A 16,148-nucleotide genomic window follows, 5' to 3' on the forward strand; every position below is an offset into this window, starting at 1 on the left:
TGTGCCGATCATGAGGACTGCTGAACCGAAGCCGGCTTTTTCATGGTCAGTCCAACGCGGCCTTTTTTGACATCCACGTGAAGTACCCACACCGTCACATTATCGCCTACGGATACGACATCCATCGGATGTTTGACATACCCGTTGCTAAGCTGCGAAATGTGGACAAGCCCATCGCTCTTAATGCCGATGTCTACGAAAGCGCCAAAATCGATCACGTTGCGCACCGTACCTTGCAGCTCCATGCCTGGCACCAGATCTTCGATTTTCAGGACGTCCGTGCGGAAAATCGGCAGCGGCATCTCTTCGCGCGGATCGCGGCCCGGACGCTGCAGGCTGTCCAAAATGTCGCGCAGCGTAGGCACGCCAACGCCCAGCTTGGCAGCCAATTGCTCCGGATTTTGCCGGGAGAGCAATTCCGACAATTCTTTGCTGCCCAGCTTGTCCAGACCGATGTTCAGCTCGGCGAACAACTGGTCGACCACCTTGTAGGACTCAGGATGAATCGGGGTGCGGTCCAGCGGATTGTCTCCTTCGCCGATGCGCATGAAGCCGACGCACTGCTCATACGTTTTCGCGCCCAGACGCGGCACTTTCTGCAGCTGGCGGCGGTTCGAGAAGCGCCCGTTCTCTTCACGGAACTTCACGATGTTTTTCGCGATGGTCGCATTCACGCCAGCCACGTAGGACAACAGCGAAGGCGAAGCCGTATTGACGTCGACCCCGACATGGTTGACCGCCGATTCGACGACAGCTTTCAAGCTCTCCTCCAGTACTTTCTGGGAAACATCATGCTGATACTGTCCGACGCCGATCGCTTTGGGATCGATTTTGACCAGTTCAGCCAGCGGATCCTGTACCCGGCGAGCGATGGAGGCCGCGCTCCGTTCTGCCACGTCCAGATCCGGGAACTCCTCCTGGGCGAGTTTGGAAGCGGAGTATACGCTCGCTCCAGCCTCGTTGACGATCAGGTATACCAGGTTGTCGTCCCCGTTCTCTTGAATGATCTCGGCAACGAACTGTTCCGTTTCGCGCGATGCCGTACCATTGCCGATGACGATCAGACCGATGTCGTACTGTTTAATGATGCGATGGAAGACTTCCGCAGCTTCGCGTTTTTTGTTGTTCGGCGGCGTCGGGTACGTGACGGCAACCTCAAGCAGTTTGCCCGTATCGTCCACAACGGCCAGCTTGCAGCCGGTCCGGTATGCCGGGTCCACGCCCAGCACGCTTTTGCCGTGGATCGGCGGTTGCAGCAGCAGGTTGCGCAGGTTGGCCGAGAAGACGGAAATCGCCTGGGCCTCGCCCTTCTCCGTCAGCTCTGCCCGGACTTCGCGTTCGATTGAAGGAGCAATCAGCCGTTTGTAGGCATCTTCGATGACGGCGCGCAAAATATCCTGCACGGCGGAAGCGCCTTTAATGATCTGGCCTTCCATGTGACGATGGGCCGACTCCGGCTGGACTTCAAGCCCGACCTTGAGAATGCCTTCGCGCTCTCCGCGGTTAATGGCCAGAATCCGGTGCGGCGGCATTTTTTTGGCCAGCTCGCGATAGCTATAGTAGTTCTCGTACACGGATTCCTGTTCCGCATCTTTCGCTTCGGAAGTCAACATGCCATGATCAAGCGTATATCTGCGAATCCAGGCGCGAATTGCTGCATCGTCGGCCACGTTCTCGGCAAGGATATCCTTGGCTCCCTGGAGTGCGGCATCCGCATCGTCCACCCCAAGCTCGGCATTCACGTAACGTGCGGCTTCCTCCGCCACGTTCCCTTGTTTCGGTTGAGCCCAGATCCAGGCCGCGAGCGGCTCCAAACCTTTCTCCTTCGCCACGCTGGCACGTGTCTTGCGTTTCTGGCGATAAGGGCGGTACAGGTCTTCCACTTCCTGCAATTTGACCGCCTTCGTGATGGACGTTTTCAATTCCTCGGTCAGTTTGCCCTGTTCTTCGATGATGCGGATGACTTCGACTTTTCGGTCTTCGAGGTTGCGCAGGTATACGATGCGTTCTTCAATCTGCCGCAGCTGGTTTTCGTCGAGCTCGCCCGTCATTTCTTTGCGGTAACGGGCAATAAACGGAATCGTATTCCCCTCATCCAGCAGCTCCGTGGTTGTACGGATCTGTTTGAGCGATAACGACAGTTCCTTCGCAACTTGTTTTACAATACGTTCATGGCGTTCAGCCTTTATTTTCTCTTCATTCATTTCCATAACCGTTTCCTGTTCAGACAAATCCAATCCCTCTTTCCTTCCTGAATCGTACAGATCAGGCTATGTTCGGGGCAGCCGCGCTGCTGTAATCCCATATGTAACCTGCCACTTGAACAGGTTTCCCTTTTTTATATTATCACAAAATTCCGTGCAGATTTCCAGCAATCGTGCGCATAGCAAGTTCTTACAGCTCAGAACCAACCCCAATCCCTTTCCCGGCGACCGCAAAGAAGGGCCGAAACACATCTTCCAATGCATTTCGGCCCTGTTAGGATCGGATGGTTTAATTTAAGCCTCAAACACGTTCGAAGCGGAACATTTCGCTCAGGTAATCTCCTTTGGCTGCACCAACCGCAATGCCGCCATACATCAGCGCATCTCCGGTGAACGTTTCGGACCCGCCTTTCAAGCGATAATCCGCTTCCGGATCAAGCCCTTTCAGCTTCAGGCGCTGCAGCGGCGCATTCGGCTCGGACAGCACGCGGAAGTAAAAGACGACAACCTCGCTTCCGTCCGGCGACGTGAACATCCAGGCCGTTTCGTTGCCTTCGAACGGGCTGAGGAGACGACGGAACGTACCGAACTGGATCGTTCCGCGAATTTCCTTGTACAACTCGACCTGTGCCTTCACGATTTCATTCTCTTCTTCGGTGAAGCGAGTCAGGTCGAGTTCGTATCCGAAGTTGCCGGACATGGCTACATGCCCGCGGATTTCCAGGGAAGTGATCCGGTTCACCTGGTGATTCGGAACAGCAGAAATATGGGATCCCATCGAGCTTACCGGATATACGAGGCTCGTTCCGTACTGGATGCGCAAACGCGAGATGGCATCCGTGTTGTCGCTGGTCCATGTTTGCGGCATGTAATACAACATGCCCGGATCGAAACGGCCGCCGCCGCCCGAACAGCTTTCGAACAAAATGTGCGGGAACGAAGACGTGACGCGTTCCATAACGTCGTACAATCCAAGCATGTAGCGGTGAGCCGTCTCGCGCTGGCGATCCGCTGGCAGCAATGCGGAACCCACTTCGGTCATGTTGCGGTTCATATCCCATTTCACGTAGGAAATCGGGGCAGAGCCCAGAACGTCGCTGAGCATGCGAACAATTTCGTCACGCACGTCCTGGCGGGAGAAATCCAGCACGAGCTGCTGTCGGCCTTCGGTGCGGCGACGGTCAGGAACATGCAGGCACCAATCCGGATGCGCCTTATACAGCTCACTGTCCGGCGATACCATTTCCGGTTCGAACCAGAGCCCGAACTGCATGTCCAATCCGGTTACCCTGTTGGCCAGATCCTCCAGGCCGGCGGGCAGCTTGCTTTTATCCACGAACCAGTCACCCAGCGAGGAATTGTCGCTGTCGCGATGGCCGAACCAACCGTCATCCAAGACGAACAACTCAATGCCGAGCTTCTTGCCCGCTCGGGCGATCTGCTCAATCTTGTCCGCATTGAAAGCGAAATAAGTCGCTTCCCAGTTGTTGACGAGCACCGGGCGCTCCGCATTGCGGAACCGGCCGCGCGCCAGTCGTTCGCGATAAAGCTCATGAAAGGACTGAGACATGCCGTCCAAACCGGTATCCGAATATACCATCACCGTTTCCGGCGTCTGGAACGCTTCCCCGGAGTCCAGCTTCCAGCTGAAATCGAACGGGTTGATGCCCATGGACAGGCGGGTGGTTTTGAACTGATCCACTTCAGCCTGCGCCGTGAAGCTTCCGCTGTAGACAAGGCTGAAGCCGTACACCTCGCCATGATCCTCGTCGGTGCCCGGCGTCAGCAGCGCCAAGAACGGGTTCTGCTGATGGCCGCTCGCACCGCGGCGGCTCTCCACGCCTTGCATGCCGGAAGCCAGCGCTCTGCGCACCACGTCGCGCTCGCGCGTCCACGCACCGGATAGGTGAAGCAGTTCGTATTGGTCATGCGGAAAGTCAACGGACATGCTGAGCGCGCGCACGAGGTTTACCGCGGTAGCGCTGTCATTAATGACCCGCATGGAACGCGTAATCGCGTTGAACTTGTCGAATGCCGTGTAAGAAAGCTCGATGCGCACGCCTGCCACGCGATCTTCCAACTCGATCACAAGCGTATCGGCTTCATCGGCCGATTCCACGTAAGTCGCTGGCAAGCCTTCCAGCACGGGTTTGCCTTGCTCCAATCGATGACCGACATAAGTAAACTCGGTAATCATCGATCCGTTGGCCAGCTGCAGCTGCACGGACGGGTGGCGGAAATCGCTCGTTCCATATACCGGCAGTTCCTGCGCCAATGTATCGAATGAAATGGTGCGATCTTCCGGCACGGGGTTAGGGCTGAACGATGCCCGTTCCGTGCGAACGTGAAGCCAGCCCAGATCGGTGTCTCGCAATTTTTTGCCGTAATACAGATGCACTAAATGCCCCGAAGGCATGACCTGAAATACGTAGCTTGCCTTGCGGGTCTGCAGATGAAACTGAAGCTTGTCCGGATTGATCAAAATGCTCATATGCTTCCTCCACTCTGTATATCTTTCTCGTAAACGGTTTCTCCGGTACCATTATAGCGAAAACCCTTTAATTGTTCTACGCTTTCACAACGCTTGATGAAGCTGGACATGCAAAGAGCGCACAGCCCTCTCTAAGACGGCCGTACGCTCCCTTAACAAACTGCGGTTATGATAGTGTTCTTCCTGGGAACCGCATTTCAAAAATCGATCAGCCCTATGCTGATCTGCAATGCCTCATTGACCAGCTTCATGGTCTCCTCGTCAAGATGGGTAATCTTGTCGGTCAGCCTTTGCTTGTCAATGGTCCGTATTTGTTCGAGCAAAATCACCGAGTCCCGATCAAACCCATGTGCCTCCGCATCAATCTCGACGTGCGTCGGCAGCTTCGCCTTCTGAATCTGGGCGGTAATGGCCGCCACGATGCAGGTTGGACTGAATCGGTTGCCGATATCGTTCTGGATCACCAGAACCGGTCTGACCCCGCCTTGCTCGGAACCAACAACGGGAGAAAGATCCGCAAAAAAAACGTCACCGCGTTTTACGATCAATGTCTACACCCCGCTAACTAAGCGGTCCAGAGTGCTGTCCGCATCTTCCTCCGCGTGAAAGGCCTCGCATGCCATGGTTAGATTAATCTTCGCCATCTCCATGTACCCGCGCTGCATCGACTCGCGAATATAACGCTTTTTCCGCTCTGTCAAATACAGCTTCATGGCCTGCCTGATCAATTCGCTGCGGTTGGAATTCTCCATCGCGACGATGCCATCCACTTCCTGCAGAAGATGATCAGGCAGACTGATCATGATCCGCTTGGTGTTTTGCAAGTTGGCCACCTTTCTTCCACCCCCAAAAACCATTCGCCATTGTGTTCCAGTATTGCGTTTTTCCAGAACTTTTATACAAAGGAATATATATGCCCCCAGTATATCAAGTATGCTGTACTCCATTATAAACCGGGCAGGCATTATTCGTACAGGTCAGACATCCTTTTACAGGATTTACATCCTCGGATCGTTCCAAAGATAAGATTTCGGGACGGGATGACATTATTCCTGCCGATTCGGAAAAAACTTTGCTGGAAATATAAACCTTGCGAATGATTAGGTTGTCAAAAGGGGGTTGATGCTGGCAACTTCTGTTCCACCGCGTGTATATACGCGCGGAACGCGATGCGCGAGCATGCAAATCACCTCGTAGTTGAGGGTACCGAGTTGGGAAGCGACCTCCTCTGCGGAAATGGTCTCCCCATGCTGATGGCCGATGAGAACAACCTCTTCGCCGGCTTGAATGTCTTCCGCTTCTTCCGCGAAAGCTTGCAGCGACACCATGCATTGGTCCATGCAGATCGTGCCGACAACGGGAACGCGGCGACCGCGTATAAGCACCTGCGCCTTGCCCGTCAGCATTCGGGAGAATCCGTCTGCATAACCGATCGGCAGTGTCGCTATTCGTTCATTGTCCTGCGTTACATAACGGGTTCCATAGCTGATGCCCCAATGGGACGGCAGCGTTTTGACCAGAACCGTTTTGGTTTTCAGCGTCAATACCGGCGAAAGTTTCACGGCCTGATGATTCACCTCGGCGGATGGATACAGCCCATAGAGACTGATTCCGACCCGTACCATGTCATAAGACAATCCGGGAGAATCGATCGCGGCCGCGCTATTCGCCGTATGTAAGATCGGGATGGTGCATCCCTGATTTCGCAGCGCATCCACCACGCCTTGAAACCGTCGATACTGCTCCAGGGTATACGTTTTGTCTTCTTCGTCTGCTTTGGCATAATGGGTAAACATGCCCTCCAGCTCTGCCTGCGGCAAATCGGCCACTTCCTGGACGAAAGCCACCGCTTCTTCCCCAGGCAGCAAGCCCAATCGGCCCATGCCGCTATCGATCTTGATGTGCACTTTGAGCCTGCGGTCGCTCAGGCCCGGGTCCAGACTGCGAATGGCCTCGAGCACCTCCCTGCTGAACAGGGTGATGGTCACGTTATGCTTCCAGGCCTCCACGATGCCTTCCGGCGGAGTATATCCCAATACAAGAATCGGCAATGTAATGCCATGCTGCCTTAATTCAAGCGCTTCGTCCAGAAAAGCAACGCTCAGATAATCAGCGCCGATTCGTTCCAGTTCTTTGGCCGTCTCCACTGCACCATGGCCATAGGCATTTGCCTTGACGCATGCGAGCAGCTTCATGCCTTGCGGCAATGCCGCGCGGAAAGCTTCTACGTTGCTGCCCAGATGGTCCAAGTTAATTTCCGCTTGGGTCGGCCGATATTGTCGTTGCACGTTCTTTCACCTTCTCCAATCTTCTTAATCCGCCTCATGTCAGTTTCCATCGTAATGCCCAAGCATGTGACTGTCAAATCAACGACGGAATACGAAGGCAGCACGGCTGAAAACGGGTGGGGTTTCACAGGAAGGGCGCCTCTCGCCTGCTTGCATTTTATCCGCCCTCTCCCTTATACACATACCCGTTTCTGGCTGCTCGTAAGCGTGCCTGCTTCAATGTGGAGCGGCCCTTCCTTTTTCCAGAGCATGTTCATGTTTCCCTAATTGCATTTAACCGGGATGCTGGTTTCAATACACCCATACTTTCAATTATATGCGGGTTTCGGATCGCGAGTGTGGCCTGCAGGAAAAAATAGCGCCGATTTCTGTCCTAAGCGGATGAATACCTTTTCTCCATCACGTCACACTTTCAAAAATCCGGACGAAGTCTATATTATGAACCCAAAAAAAGCACCGGAGAACCACTCCCCGATGCTTCTTAGCATGCCTAATGACAAATCTCCTATACCCTCAGACCTATTTACCCGACTGGTCCTGCATCGACGTGGCGATCTTCACCATCTCAGGAACAGGCAGGTCACTGCTCGTAATCCGGTATTCAATGCCGTCATTCATCCATGTAAGCGTCTGCAGCGCATCTCCGCTTAACATGCCGACGGTGAATCCGAGATCAATAAGCGTCGATGGCGCGAGCGATACGGCCCGGTCCTGCGGTCTTGCTTCAAAAATGGTGTAATTGTACATTCCTTCGTAACGCAGCATGACCGAGTAATTTTCCGATTCATCCAAAATTTGATCGTCCTTGAACTTGACGCCTTCCGGAGCATATGTCGGCTCGATGACACCGAAGCTTCCCGCGTCTTCCGGTAAGGCAGTGGTCGTTTCTTCCGCGCCTTCATTGCCGGTAGACGGCTGCTGTTGGGCTCCTGCCTGATTTCCTTCGGAGACGCCGGTTTGACCATTCACGGACGTTCCTCCCGATTCGGATGCCGCACCTTCGCCAGGTGCCGTTTGCGGATTAGCCTGCTCGTTACCTGCGTTCTGGCCATCCTGCGTCTTACCGTTTTCCGTTTCTGTTGTGCCGCCGGTGCTGGTACCGTTCTGTCCTTTCTCTCCCGTGGCAGCCGTCATGTTGCGCTGCATGTCGAACGCGTCCTTGCCGAACTCGGCTCCGAATTTGAAACTGTCGAATTTGACGTCTACGACGACGTTCGCACTGGCATCCGATACTTCCACCTGCTGTGGCGCGTAATCGCCTTTATGGAGCCATATTTTTTGACGGACGAGCGCAGGGGTGTTGTAGCTGGCCGCCACATCAAAAACATAGCTTTCTTTTTCATCGGAGAACTGACGGGTCGAATCTCCCGTAATGCTGCGAATCAACGTTTCATACAGATAGACTTGTCCCTGGTTGTCCGGCCAATTGCTCTGGAAACGGAAGCTTTTGTTCTGGCTTGGCGTCAGCACGAAGACACCTTCGTCGTTGCGGAGCACGATCTGGGTAATATCCTTTTTGGCGTTGGTGAGCGCGATGCGATAATAAGACGGTTTCTGATGCCATACCTCGACCTTGTACTGCTGCGGCGTGTCTCCGGTATGTAGCGTCATGACGCCTGATCCCTGATAACTTTTCATCTCACCCACGACTTCATTCAAATCTTTGACCACGGCTGCCGCATCCTTTTTCCCGCAAGCGGCAAGCAAGACCGAGAAAACCAATACCATGGCAAGCATCCATGATATTCGGCGCATGACATCATCCCCTTTAGCACATGTTTTCACTTCGGGATTGTGCGTTCGGCAGAACCCCTACTTGATTAGTACATGTCTATGAGGGACTTGTTCGATTTATGCGGACTGGTTTGACAAGCCTTCATCCCTTTTCGTATTGTCGGTGATCAGGCACAAATCGGTCTCGGGAAGGATGCAATTTCCAATGGGAAGAGGCATAGTGGACGTGGGGAACAAATTCATGTAAACGGAGGGATTCGAGATGTCTATCGCAACGAACTCCACATTGCTCGACGGATTGGACGAATATATCATCCAACAGCTGCAGGAATGGAAAACGGCCGGTTTGGCCTTAGCCGTCATACATAACGATGAAATCATTTGGAAAAAAGGCTACGGTTACCGCGACGTAGAATCCAAAAGTGAGGTTACACCTGAAACACTCTTTGCCATCGGTTCAAGCACCAAAGCATTCACCGCAGCTACGGCAGCCCAGCTTGTCGATCAGGAGCTGCTGAAATGGGATACCCCCGTTAAAACGTATATGGAAGAATTCCAAATGTTTGATACCATGGCTGCGGAACGTATGACCATCCGAGATATGTTGTGCCACCGCTCCGGCCTGCCGAGACATGAAATGGCTTGGTACAATTCGGGCCGTACGAGAGAAGAGCTTATCTACGCTTTGCGGTATCTGGAACCCAATGAAGATTTCAGAAACAAATGGCAGTACCAGAACCTGATCTATATGGCGGCTGGCTATCTCGTGGGACACATCAAAGAAACCGAATGGGAACAGTTCGCTCAGCAGTACTTGTTGGATCCGTTAGGCATGGCGTCCAGCGTATTTTCGGTTCAGGACATGCAGCAAAAGGAAGACTACGCCTATCCGTATATAGAGAAAGACGGGAAGTTAGAGCGCATGCCGTTCCGCAACATCGACGCTATTGGCCCTGCAGGCTCCATCAACAGCAACCTGAGCGACATGATCGCCTGGCTGCGATTCCAGCTGAACCAGGGACAATTCGACGGCCAGTCCTTAATTTCCAAAGAGCAATTTGCCGTCATGCACACGCCGCACATGCCATGCGACTCTCCATTCCAAGGCACCGAAATGCCTGTATGTACCTATGGTCTCGGCTGGTTCATCGAGCCTTATCGCGGACATATGATGATTCATCACGGCGGAGCCATTGACGGCTTTGCTTCCCAAGTGGCCTTTCTGCCGGAACAAAACATCGGAATTGTTGCGCTCAGCAATACGCAAGGCAGCGTGGTGCCTTACACGGCGTCGTTCCGCGTCGTGGATTTACTGCTTCAACTGGATGTCGTGGATTGGAGCGGCAAAATGCGAAAAATCATGGGCGGCGAACCGGCCGAACAGGATACGGATGCCATCGCTCCTAGTGCCATCACTTCCACAAGCAAGGAGCCGGAACAAACCGACAAAGAGGAGACGCCAACATCGTTCACCCTTGAACGGCATGGATCTGCCTATGAAGGCGTTTATGTTAACCCCGGGTATGGCGAGCTATTCGTTCGCCGTCGGGAAGACGGACTGGAAACCTATTTTAACCAACTGGAAATGCCGATGACCTATTCCGGAAACGAAACATTTTCGGTGGAGCTTCCGTTATTGGGGTTAACGGTGACAGCGACGTTCGAAGTGAGCGAGGACGGGCATGTACAATCGGTTTCTATTCCCTTGCTGATGGAACCCGGCACGAAGCCGATTGTATTTGTCAAACAGCCTAAGCAATCCTGAACCGCGAAAAACGATGGGGCTCTGGCCGAGCCCCTTTTTGATGCCCAAAATCATCCATGTATGTACTTCCGGTTTCATATTTCAAATAAACCACAACCGAAATCACAAGCGGGGTATCCATCCAGTGATTCATTACCATAACGGGATATACGCCGGATAGCTCTCCTGCCTGCTTTCGGCATCCGGGCTGCGCTTCACCCATAATCGCCTCAGGTCCGGCATCCCGTAACCGACCACCCTGTAATCTCGCAAGGATGCATGGTGGGTGTGCTCTTCCCGGAAACTGTACATGGGCAGCAGCAGTGCCTCGCGGATCAGCATTTCTTCCAGCTCGATCCATCCTTGCATTCGCTCGTCCTCGTCCCGAATGCCGACGACCCTGCTGCATTGAAGCGCCAGTGCTGCCCGCCACGCATCGTCCATCGCAATCAGGAACAACGTGTTTCGAAACGTGTACATGGTCAGCAGGCTTAACATGACATGTTCATCAAACAACTCCCCCGTGTAGATCAGGTCATGCTCTCCGAAATCGTGGTGGTAGACCGCCTTGACCACATCGCCGGGCTCGATGTTTATCTTTAGTCCGACGCGTTCGCACCGATCGGCAAACCAAGCCATGTCGATTTGCAATTTATGGCCGTCCTCCACCCAGACGCTCACCGTTTCCCCCGCATACCCGCTGTCACGCAGCAACGTTGCCGCCCTCGCCAAAGATCCATCCACACCTTCATCATCCATGGGACTCATTGCGGACTGTTCCCCCAAGCGACCGCGAAACAGGCTATAGGCAAGCCGGGTATTCTTGTCCTCCATCTCGTTATCCAACGCTTGCCGGCTTAACAAATATCTGATCGCAAGCCTGAATCTGCGGTCCTGCTGCGGCCCGGGCTTGCGCATGTTAAACGTCATAAAAACTCCGCCCTGCGCTTCATACTGCACGGCTCTCCCCTGACCATCGGGAAACATGTCCCGCTTAATGGCCGATTCCACCAACGGCTCCCCTGAAGGAAGCCGAGGAAGCTGCCATAACTCAACCCGATCTATGTAAGCACGCCCTTTGAAATACCAAGGATTCACATCTAACGCCAGCAGCTGCGGATCGTTGCGAACCAAACGGTACGGACCGGTTCCAACCGGATTTAACGGATCGAAATCCACGTCTCTCGGCAAAATGGAGGCAGCGATGCTGCTCATCAAGTCCGGAAACATGAAATGGGGCCTGCTTAACCGGAATCGTACCGTGAGCTCGTCGTAGGCAACAATGCCGGCAATATCCCCGAACAACCATCTGCACGGATTACTGCGGTCTGCCGCAATCCGCTCGAACGTATATTTTACGTCCTCCGCATCCAATGACTTGCCATGGTGAAAGCGCACGCCCTTGTGCAAATAAAAGGTCCATTCCGTCCCATCCGCATTGCTCTCCCAGGCAATGGCCAGGCTCGGTTCGCAGCGCTCGCGTTCGGCATTGTAACGTACCAGCCTGTCAAACACTTCTCCCACGATTCCGGCTTCCGCCCACATGGCCACTTGCGTTGGATCAAGCGTCACGAACGGCGTTTCTTGGGGAATGCGCAGCGTATCCATTCTGCCTTCGCTACCCACCGCAGACCGAAAGCCAAAGTGATCGCCGAGTCGCTGCAGCACATCGTTTCGAATCGCAAAAGGCAGACGCGACGCCAGCTCATAGGCTTCATCGAGCCTGTTGCCCTGCATGAGTTGCTCAAACCTCTCTCCCGCGGCCGCCCGCAGAGGATAGCGGAACACAAGCTTTGATTTCTTGCCTCTCCCTCGCTCCGGGCTCCACTCGACCCATCCTTCCCGCATGAACCTGTTCATGATCAAGTTCATATTGCGCATCGTGCAGCACAAGCAATCGGCAAGCTCTCCAGTCGTACTCGCACAACTCTCCCCATCCGCTACATTCGAAAACTTCAAACGCAACCGAAGATAATGATCGATCATGTCCACTGAACGTTTCCTGCCTTTCCCCTGACTCAAATAAAATACGAAATTAAACTCGATGCTTTTACGGTTTTTCTTCAGGTTTTCATCCATTATACTCGGGAAATCAATATGACCCAAGGAAGGAACGCATACCATGAAGTACTCCGATTTGCATCGCAACATCCGAATTCGCATCATCACCGACTTTTTTACCGATCTGACGCAAAAATCCATCCTGCCGTTCATGGCCATATACCTGAGCGTTCGACTGGGAGCGAGTTGGGCCGGGCTATTGCTCACCGCCAATATTTTGCTATCCATGCTGGTGAGCCTGGGGGCTGGGTACTGGTCCGACCGGATCGGACGTAAAAAACTGATGGTTTCCGCCCAATGCATACAGGTTTTCGCCCTGTTCTGGATGGCGGCGGCCAACTCGCCTTGGCTGGACTCCGTCTGGTTGACATGCATCATGTTTACATTCAGCAGCGTAAGTTCGGGCGTTAGCATTCCCGTTGCCAATGCCATGATCGTGGATGTCAGCAGCGAACGGGAACGCCAGTATGTTTACGGCCTTCAATATTGGACCACGAACGTGGCTATCACGTTCGGCGCCTTGATGGGCGGCCTGCTGTTCGAAACCAACCGATTCCTGCTGTTCGGCCTGGTACTCGCCGAAAGCGTGGCAACGCTGGCCATTCTTGTCACCTTGATTCACGAAACGATGGAAACACACTCCCATTCCAATGTTCCCGTTTCGCGCAAACGGAGCAGCATGTTCTCCACGTATGGAGATGTGCTCCGCAATCGGCGTTTCATGACATTCTTTGCTGCAACCGTACTGGCCGTAGCCCTTGAATTTCAATTGGATAAGTATATCGCCGTGCGCCTGAAAAATGAATTCAGCGCCCAGCTGTTTCACTGGGACATCACGGGACTGCAAATGTTCAGCTTCGTTTTGGCCATCAACACCGTCCTTGTAGCGCTCATCGCCCTGCCCTTTTCCAAGTGGATGCATCGCTATTCTTCCCGGTCTGTCATGACGGTTGGCATGGTGCTGTATACGTCGGGCTTCGCCTTGCTCGCCGTCAGCAACTGGGCGATGCTTCTTATTGCGGCTGCGGTGGTTTACACGATCGGCGAACTGATGTATTCGCCCGTCCAAAAAGTCCTTTTGGCCGGCATGATCCCCGATACGAACCGTGCAGCCTATATGGCCGCCGACAGCATGAGTTACAACGCTGCCGCCTTAATGGGAAGCATCGGTTTGTCCATCGGCGCGATTCTGCCCTCATACGCGATGGCTTGCTTGTATCTACTGATGGGACTGGGAGCGCTCTGCTTATTCCGAAGTTCGCTGGATCGCCAAACGTTCACTTCAGGCAATTCAGGCAATTCATCGTCCGGAACGATGGCGTCATAAACGCAAAAAAGAATCACGCTGTGGACGCCAGCCGCGCACTCTTGCACAACGATTGATTTTCTCCCGAGAAATTTACGTGAACCAATCCAGGCATTTGGACGTAATACACATGAAGGAACAATTTCCCAAACCAATTCAAGGGAGTGTTTACATGCATCAATCCACACGAAGGAATCGCTTCAAAGCCACTACACTGACCAGCGCGCTCATGGCTGCAATGCTTTCATTCAGCTTATGGACGCCGGCGGTTCATGCGGAAACCGCGCAAACGCCGGGACAGGCTGCCACCGCAGCGTCCCAGCAAAACAAAGCCACCGCGCTGACGGCGGAATCGGCAACCTCGTTTTTAGACAAGTTTTTTGCATCGCCTGAAGCACAGGCCCAATACGTCGGAGCATCCGTCGTTGTTGTCAAGGACGGCAAGATTCTGGCTGAAAAAGGGTATGGTTACGCCGATGCCGAGAACCAGACGGCCGTTAATCCCAAGAGCACGCTTTTCCGGATTGCCTCCGTCTCCAAAACCTTTACGGCTGCAGCGGTAATGCAGCTGGCGGAACAAGGGAAAGTCGATTTGCAGGCCGATTTTCAGACTTACGTTAAAGGGCTGGAGTTCAAAAATCCGTTCGACAAACCCGTAACCGTCGAACATCTGCTCACCCATACAACAGGTTTCGAGATTCGCGATCCTCAGCAGGAAGACCTTCACGCGGACTTCGAGAAAATCGTATCGATGGAGGATTACGCCAAAGAGCACATGCCCCCTGTCGTTCGCGAACCGGGGAGCTCCTACATGTACGACAACTTTTCGTTCCTGCTGCTCGGCATGATCGTGGAGAATGTGAGCGGCGAACCGTTCGAGACCTATATGCAAAAGCATATTTTCGAGCCGCTCGGCATGGATCACAGCAGCTTCCTGCTGAATGGCGAACGCCAGAAACAACTGGCGACGGGCTATGACGCGACAAGCAAGCCGCTTGACATATACACGCTCTCCCCGACGCCGATGCCGCAAGGCGGCATGCTGTCCACGGCCGAGGATATCGGCAGCTTCATGATCGCCTTCCTGAATGGCGGGATCAAGGATGATCAGCGCGTATGGAAAGAATCCACCATCAACAGTATGGAGCAATACCGCTCATCGATTCATCCGCTGCTGCCCAATACGACCTACGGATTCGAAGCGCCATTTCAGCTTCCGGGAGCAGGGAGCAGTTCCAAAATCATCACCAAGGCAGGAGACCTGCCCGGCTTCAGCTCTTATCTCTTCTTTATTCCTGAGCAAAATACGGGTGTCTTCCTGACTTACAATCAAACCGGAGCTTTGCGCAACCTGTTCTACCCGGCCTTTATCCAAACGTTCTTCCCGCAGTACGCAGAAACGGCCAAGCTTGAACCGTTCACGCCGCAATCGGGCGAAGAGCTGCAGCGCTTTACCGGTCTGTATGCCGACCTGCGTCTCAGCACGATCGTCAGCAAATTGAACGGCGGGGGCGAAGAGGCTGGAAAACTGAGCATCTCGGATGCATTCCTCGGGCCGCGCACGCTGATTCAGGTCGGAGACCATCTGTTCAAGGACGAGATCACCGGTCAATTTACCGCTTTCAAGGAGAATGCTGACGGTACCGTATATATGAAAGAGCCTTACCTCAACCCGATGGGTTATGAGAAAAAAGGCGAAAAAGCCCAAGGATTCCGGGATGTCCGTCCGGACAGCCCTTACGCCGAGGCAATCTATGGCCTGCAATCCCTCGGACATTACGAAAATGACAAAAACGCGGCTTTCCAACCGAAAAATACGGTGACCCGCGCCGAATTCATCGAAGACGTGCTGAAAATGAGCGGCTTGTCTGCCAGCAAAACGGCCCCTCCTGCAGACAGCGATTGGGCTGCCCATCCGGCAGCAGGTTACATTCAGCTTGGTTATGAGGCCGGCATGATCACCGGAGCCGATTCGAAGCAATTCAAGCCGGACCAGGCCATTACCCGTCAGGAAGCGATGGTCATGGTATGGCGCTCGCTGCAAAAGCAATATCCTGCCGAACTGTTTGAAGATATCCGACTGGCCGGACATATCGACGAATGGGCTGCGCCTGCCATCCGCATGATGGTTGCGCTGGGCCTTCACGGACCGGAAGTGAAGGTTCTGGAGGATGGATCGGTCGATGTCCTTCCCCGCAAGCCGTTGATCCGTCAGGAAGAAGCGGCGATCATGTACCAGCTGTTCACGCAGCCGACCGACAAGATCGTGTCCGAGTTGATGAAACAGCAGCAGCCGGCCGAAGAGGCCGCTGCTTCCTGA

Annotated in this window: 10 protein-coding genes; 3 read left to right on the forward strand and 7 right to left on the reverse strand. The window is 53.8% G+C overall.

The features are described 5' to 3' along the window. Positions 1 to 8: 8 nt before the first annotated feature. The 6 genes from RSX24_RS06455 to RSX24_RS06480 all read right to left on the reverse strand — a co-directional run bounded on the left by RSX24_RS06455 (position 9) and on the right by RSX24_RS06480 (position 8,738). Entirely contained in the window at positions 9 to 2,231 is a 2,223-nt protein-coding gene (locus tag RSX24_RS06455; RefSeq protein ID WP_438286761.1) for a Tex family protein, read from the reverse strand. Positions 2,232 to 2,505: 274 nt separating this feature from the next. Continuing rightward, the gene (locus tag RSX24_RS06460) at positions 2,506 to 4,695 is read right to left on the reverse strand and encodes an alpha-galactosidase (protein WP_343260005.1); all 2,190 of its coding nucleotides are present in this window, start codon (positions 4,693 to 4,695) and stop codon (positions 2,506 to 2,508) included. Positions 4,696 to 4,892: 197 nt separating this feature from the next. After that, entirely contained in the window at positions 4,893 to 5,243 is a 351-nt protein-coding gene (locus RSX24_RS06465) for a type II toxin-antitoxin system PemK/MazF family toxin (protein ID WP_236415139.1), read from the reverse strand. Positions 5,244 to 5,246: 3 nt separating this feature from the next. After that, positions 5,247 to 5,528, reverse strand: coding sequence for a CopG family ribbon-helix-helix protein (locus RSX24_RS06470; protein ID WP_290371439.1), 282 nt, complete (start codon positions 5,526 to 5,528; stop codon positions 5,247 to 5,249). Positions 5,529 to 5,795: 267 nt separating this feature from the next. Then, complete coding sequence (gene alr, locus RSX24_RS06475) at positions 5,796 to 6,983, reverse strand: alanine racemase (protein ID WP_343260006.1); 1,188 nt, start codon at positions 6,981 to 6,983, stop codon at positions 5,796 to 5,798. A gap of 519 nt (positions 6,984 to 7,502) precedes the next feature. Then, entirely contained in the window at positions 7,503 to 8,738 is a 1,236-nt protein-coding gene (locus RSX24_RS06480; RefSeq protein ID WP_343260007.1) for a DUF4367 domain-containing protein, read from the reverse strand. 241 nt (positions 8,739 to 8,979) lie between these two features. On the opposite strand from RSX24_RS06480, the gene RSX24_RS06485 reads away from it, so the two are divergent. Beyond that, positions 8,980 to 10,482, forward strand: a complete 1,503-nt coding sequence (locus RSX24_RS06485) for a serine hydrolase (RefSeq protein ID WP_343260008.1) — start codon at positions 8,980 to 8,982, stop codon at positions 10,480 to 10,482. Between the two features lie 132 nt (positions 10,483 to 10,614). On the opposite strand, the gene RSX24_RS06490 is transcribed toward RSX24_RS06485, so the two are convergent. Continuing rightward, positions 10,615 to 12,447, reverse strand: coding sequence for an ABC transporter substrate-binding protein (locus RSX24_RS06490; RefSeq protein WP_343260009.1), 1,833 nt, complete (start codon positions 12,445 to 12,447; stop codon positions 10,615 to 10,617). Between the two features lie 136 nt (positions 12,448 to 12,583). Between RSX24_RS06490 and RSX24_RS06495 the strand changes: the two genes are divergently transcribed. Both RSX24_RS06495 and RSX24_RS06500 read left to right on the forward strand, forming a co-directional pair. After that, positions 12,584 to 13,849, forward strand: a complete 1,266-nt coding sequence (locus tag RSX24_RS06495; protein ID WP_343260010.1) for an MDR family MFS transporter — start codon at positions 12,584 to 12,586, stop codon at positions 13,847 to 13,849. A 151-nt stretch (positions 13,850 to 14,000) separates the two neighbouring features. After that, positions 14,001 to 16,148 carry a serine hydrolase domain-containing protein gene (locus tag RSX24_RS06500; RefSeq protein ID WP_343260011.1) on the forward strand — a complete coding sequence of 716 codons (2,148 nt, stop codon included), beginning with the start codon at positions 14,001 to 14,003 and terminating at the stop codon, positions 16,146 to 16,148.

This window comes from Paenibacillus hubeiensis (assembly GCF_032334105.1).
Lineage (GTDB): Bacteria > Bacillota > Bacilli > Paenibacillales > Paenibacillaceae > Paenibacillus > Paenibacillus hubeiensis.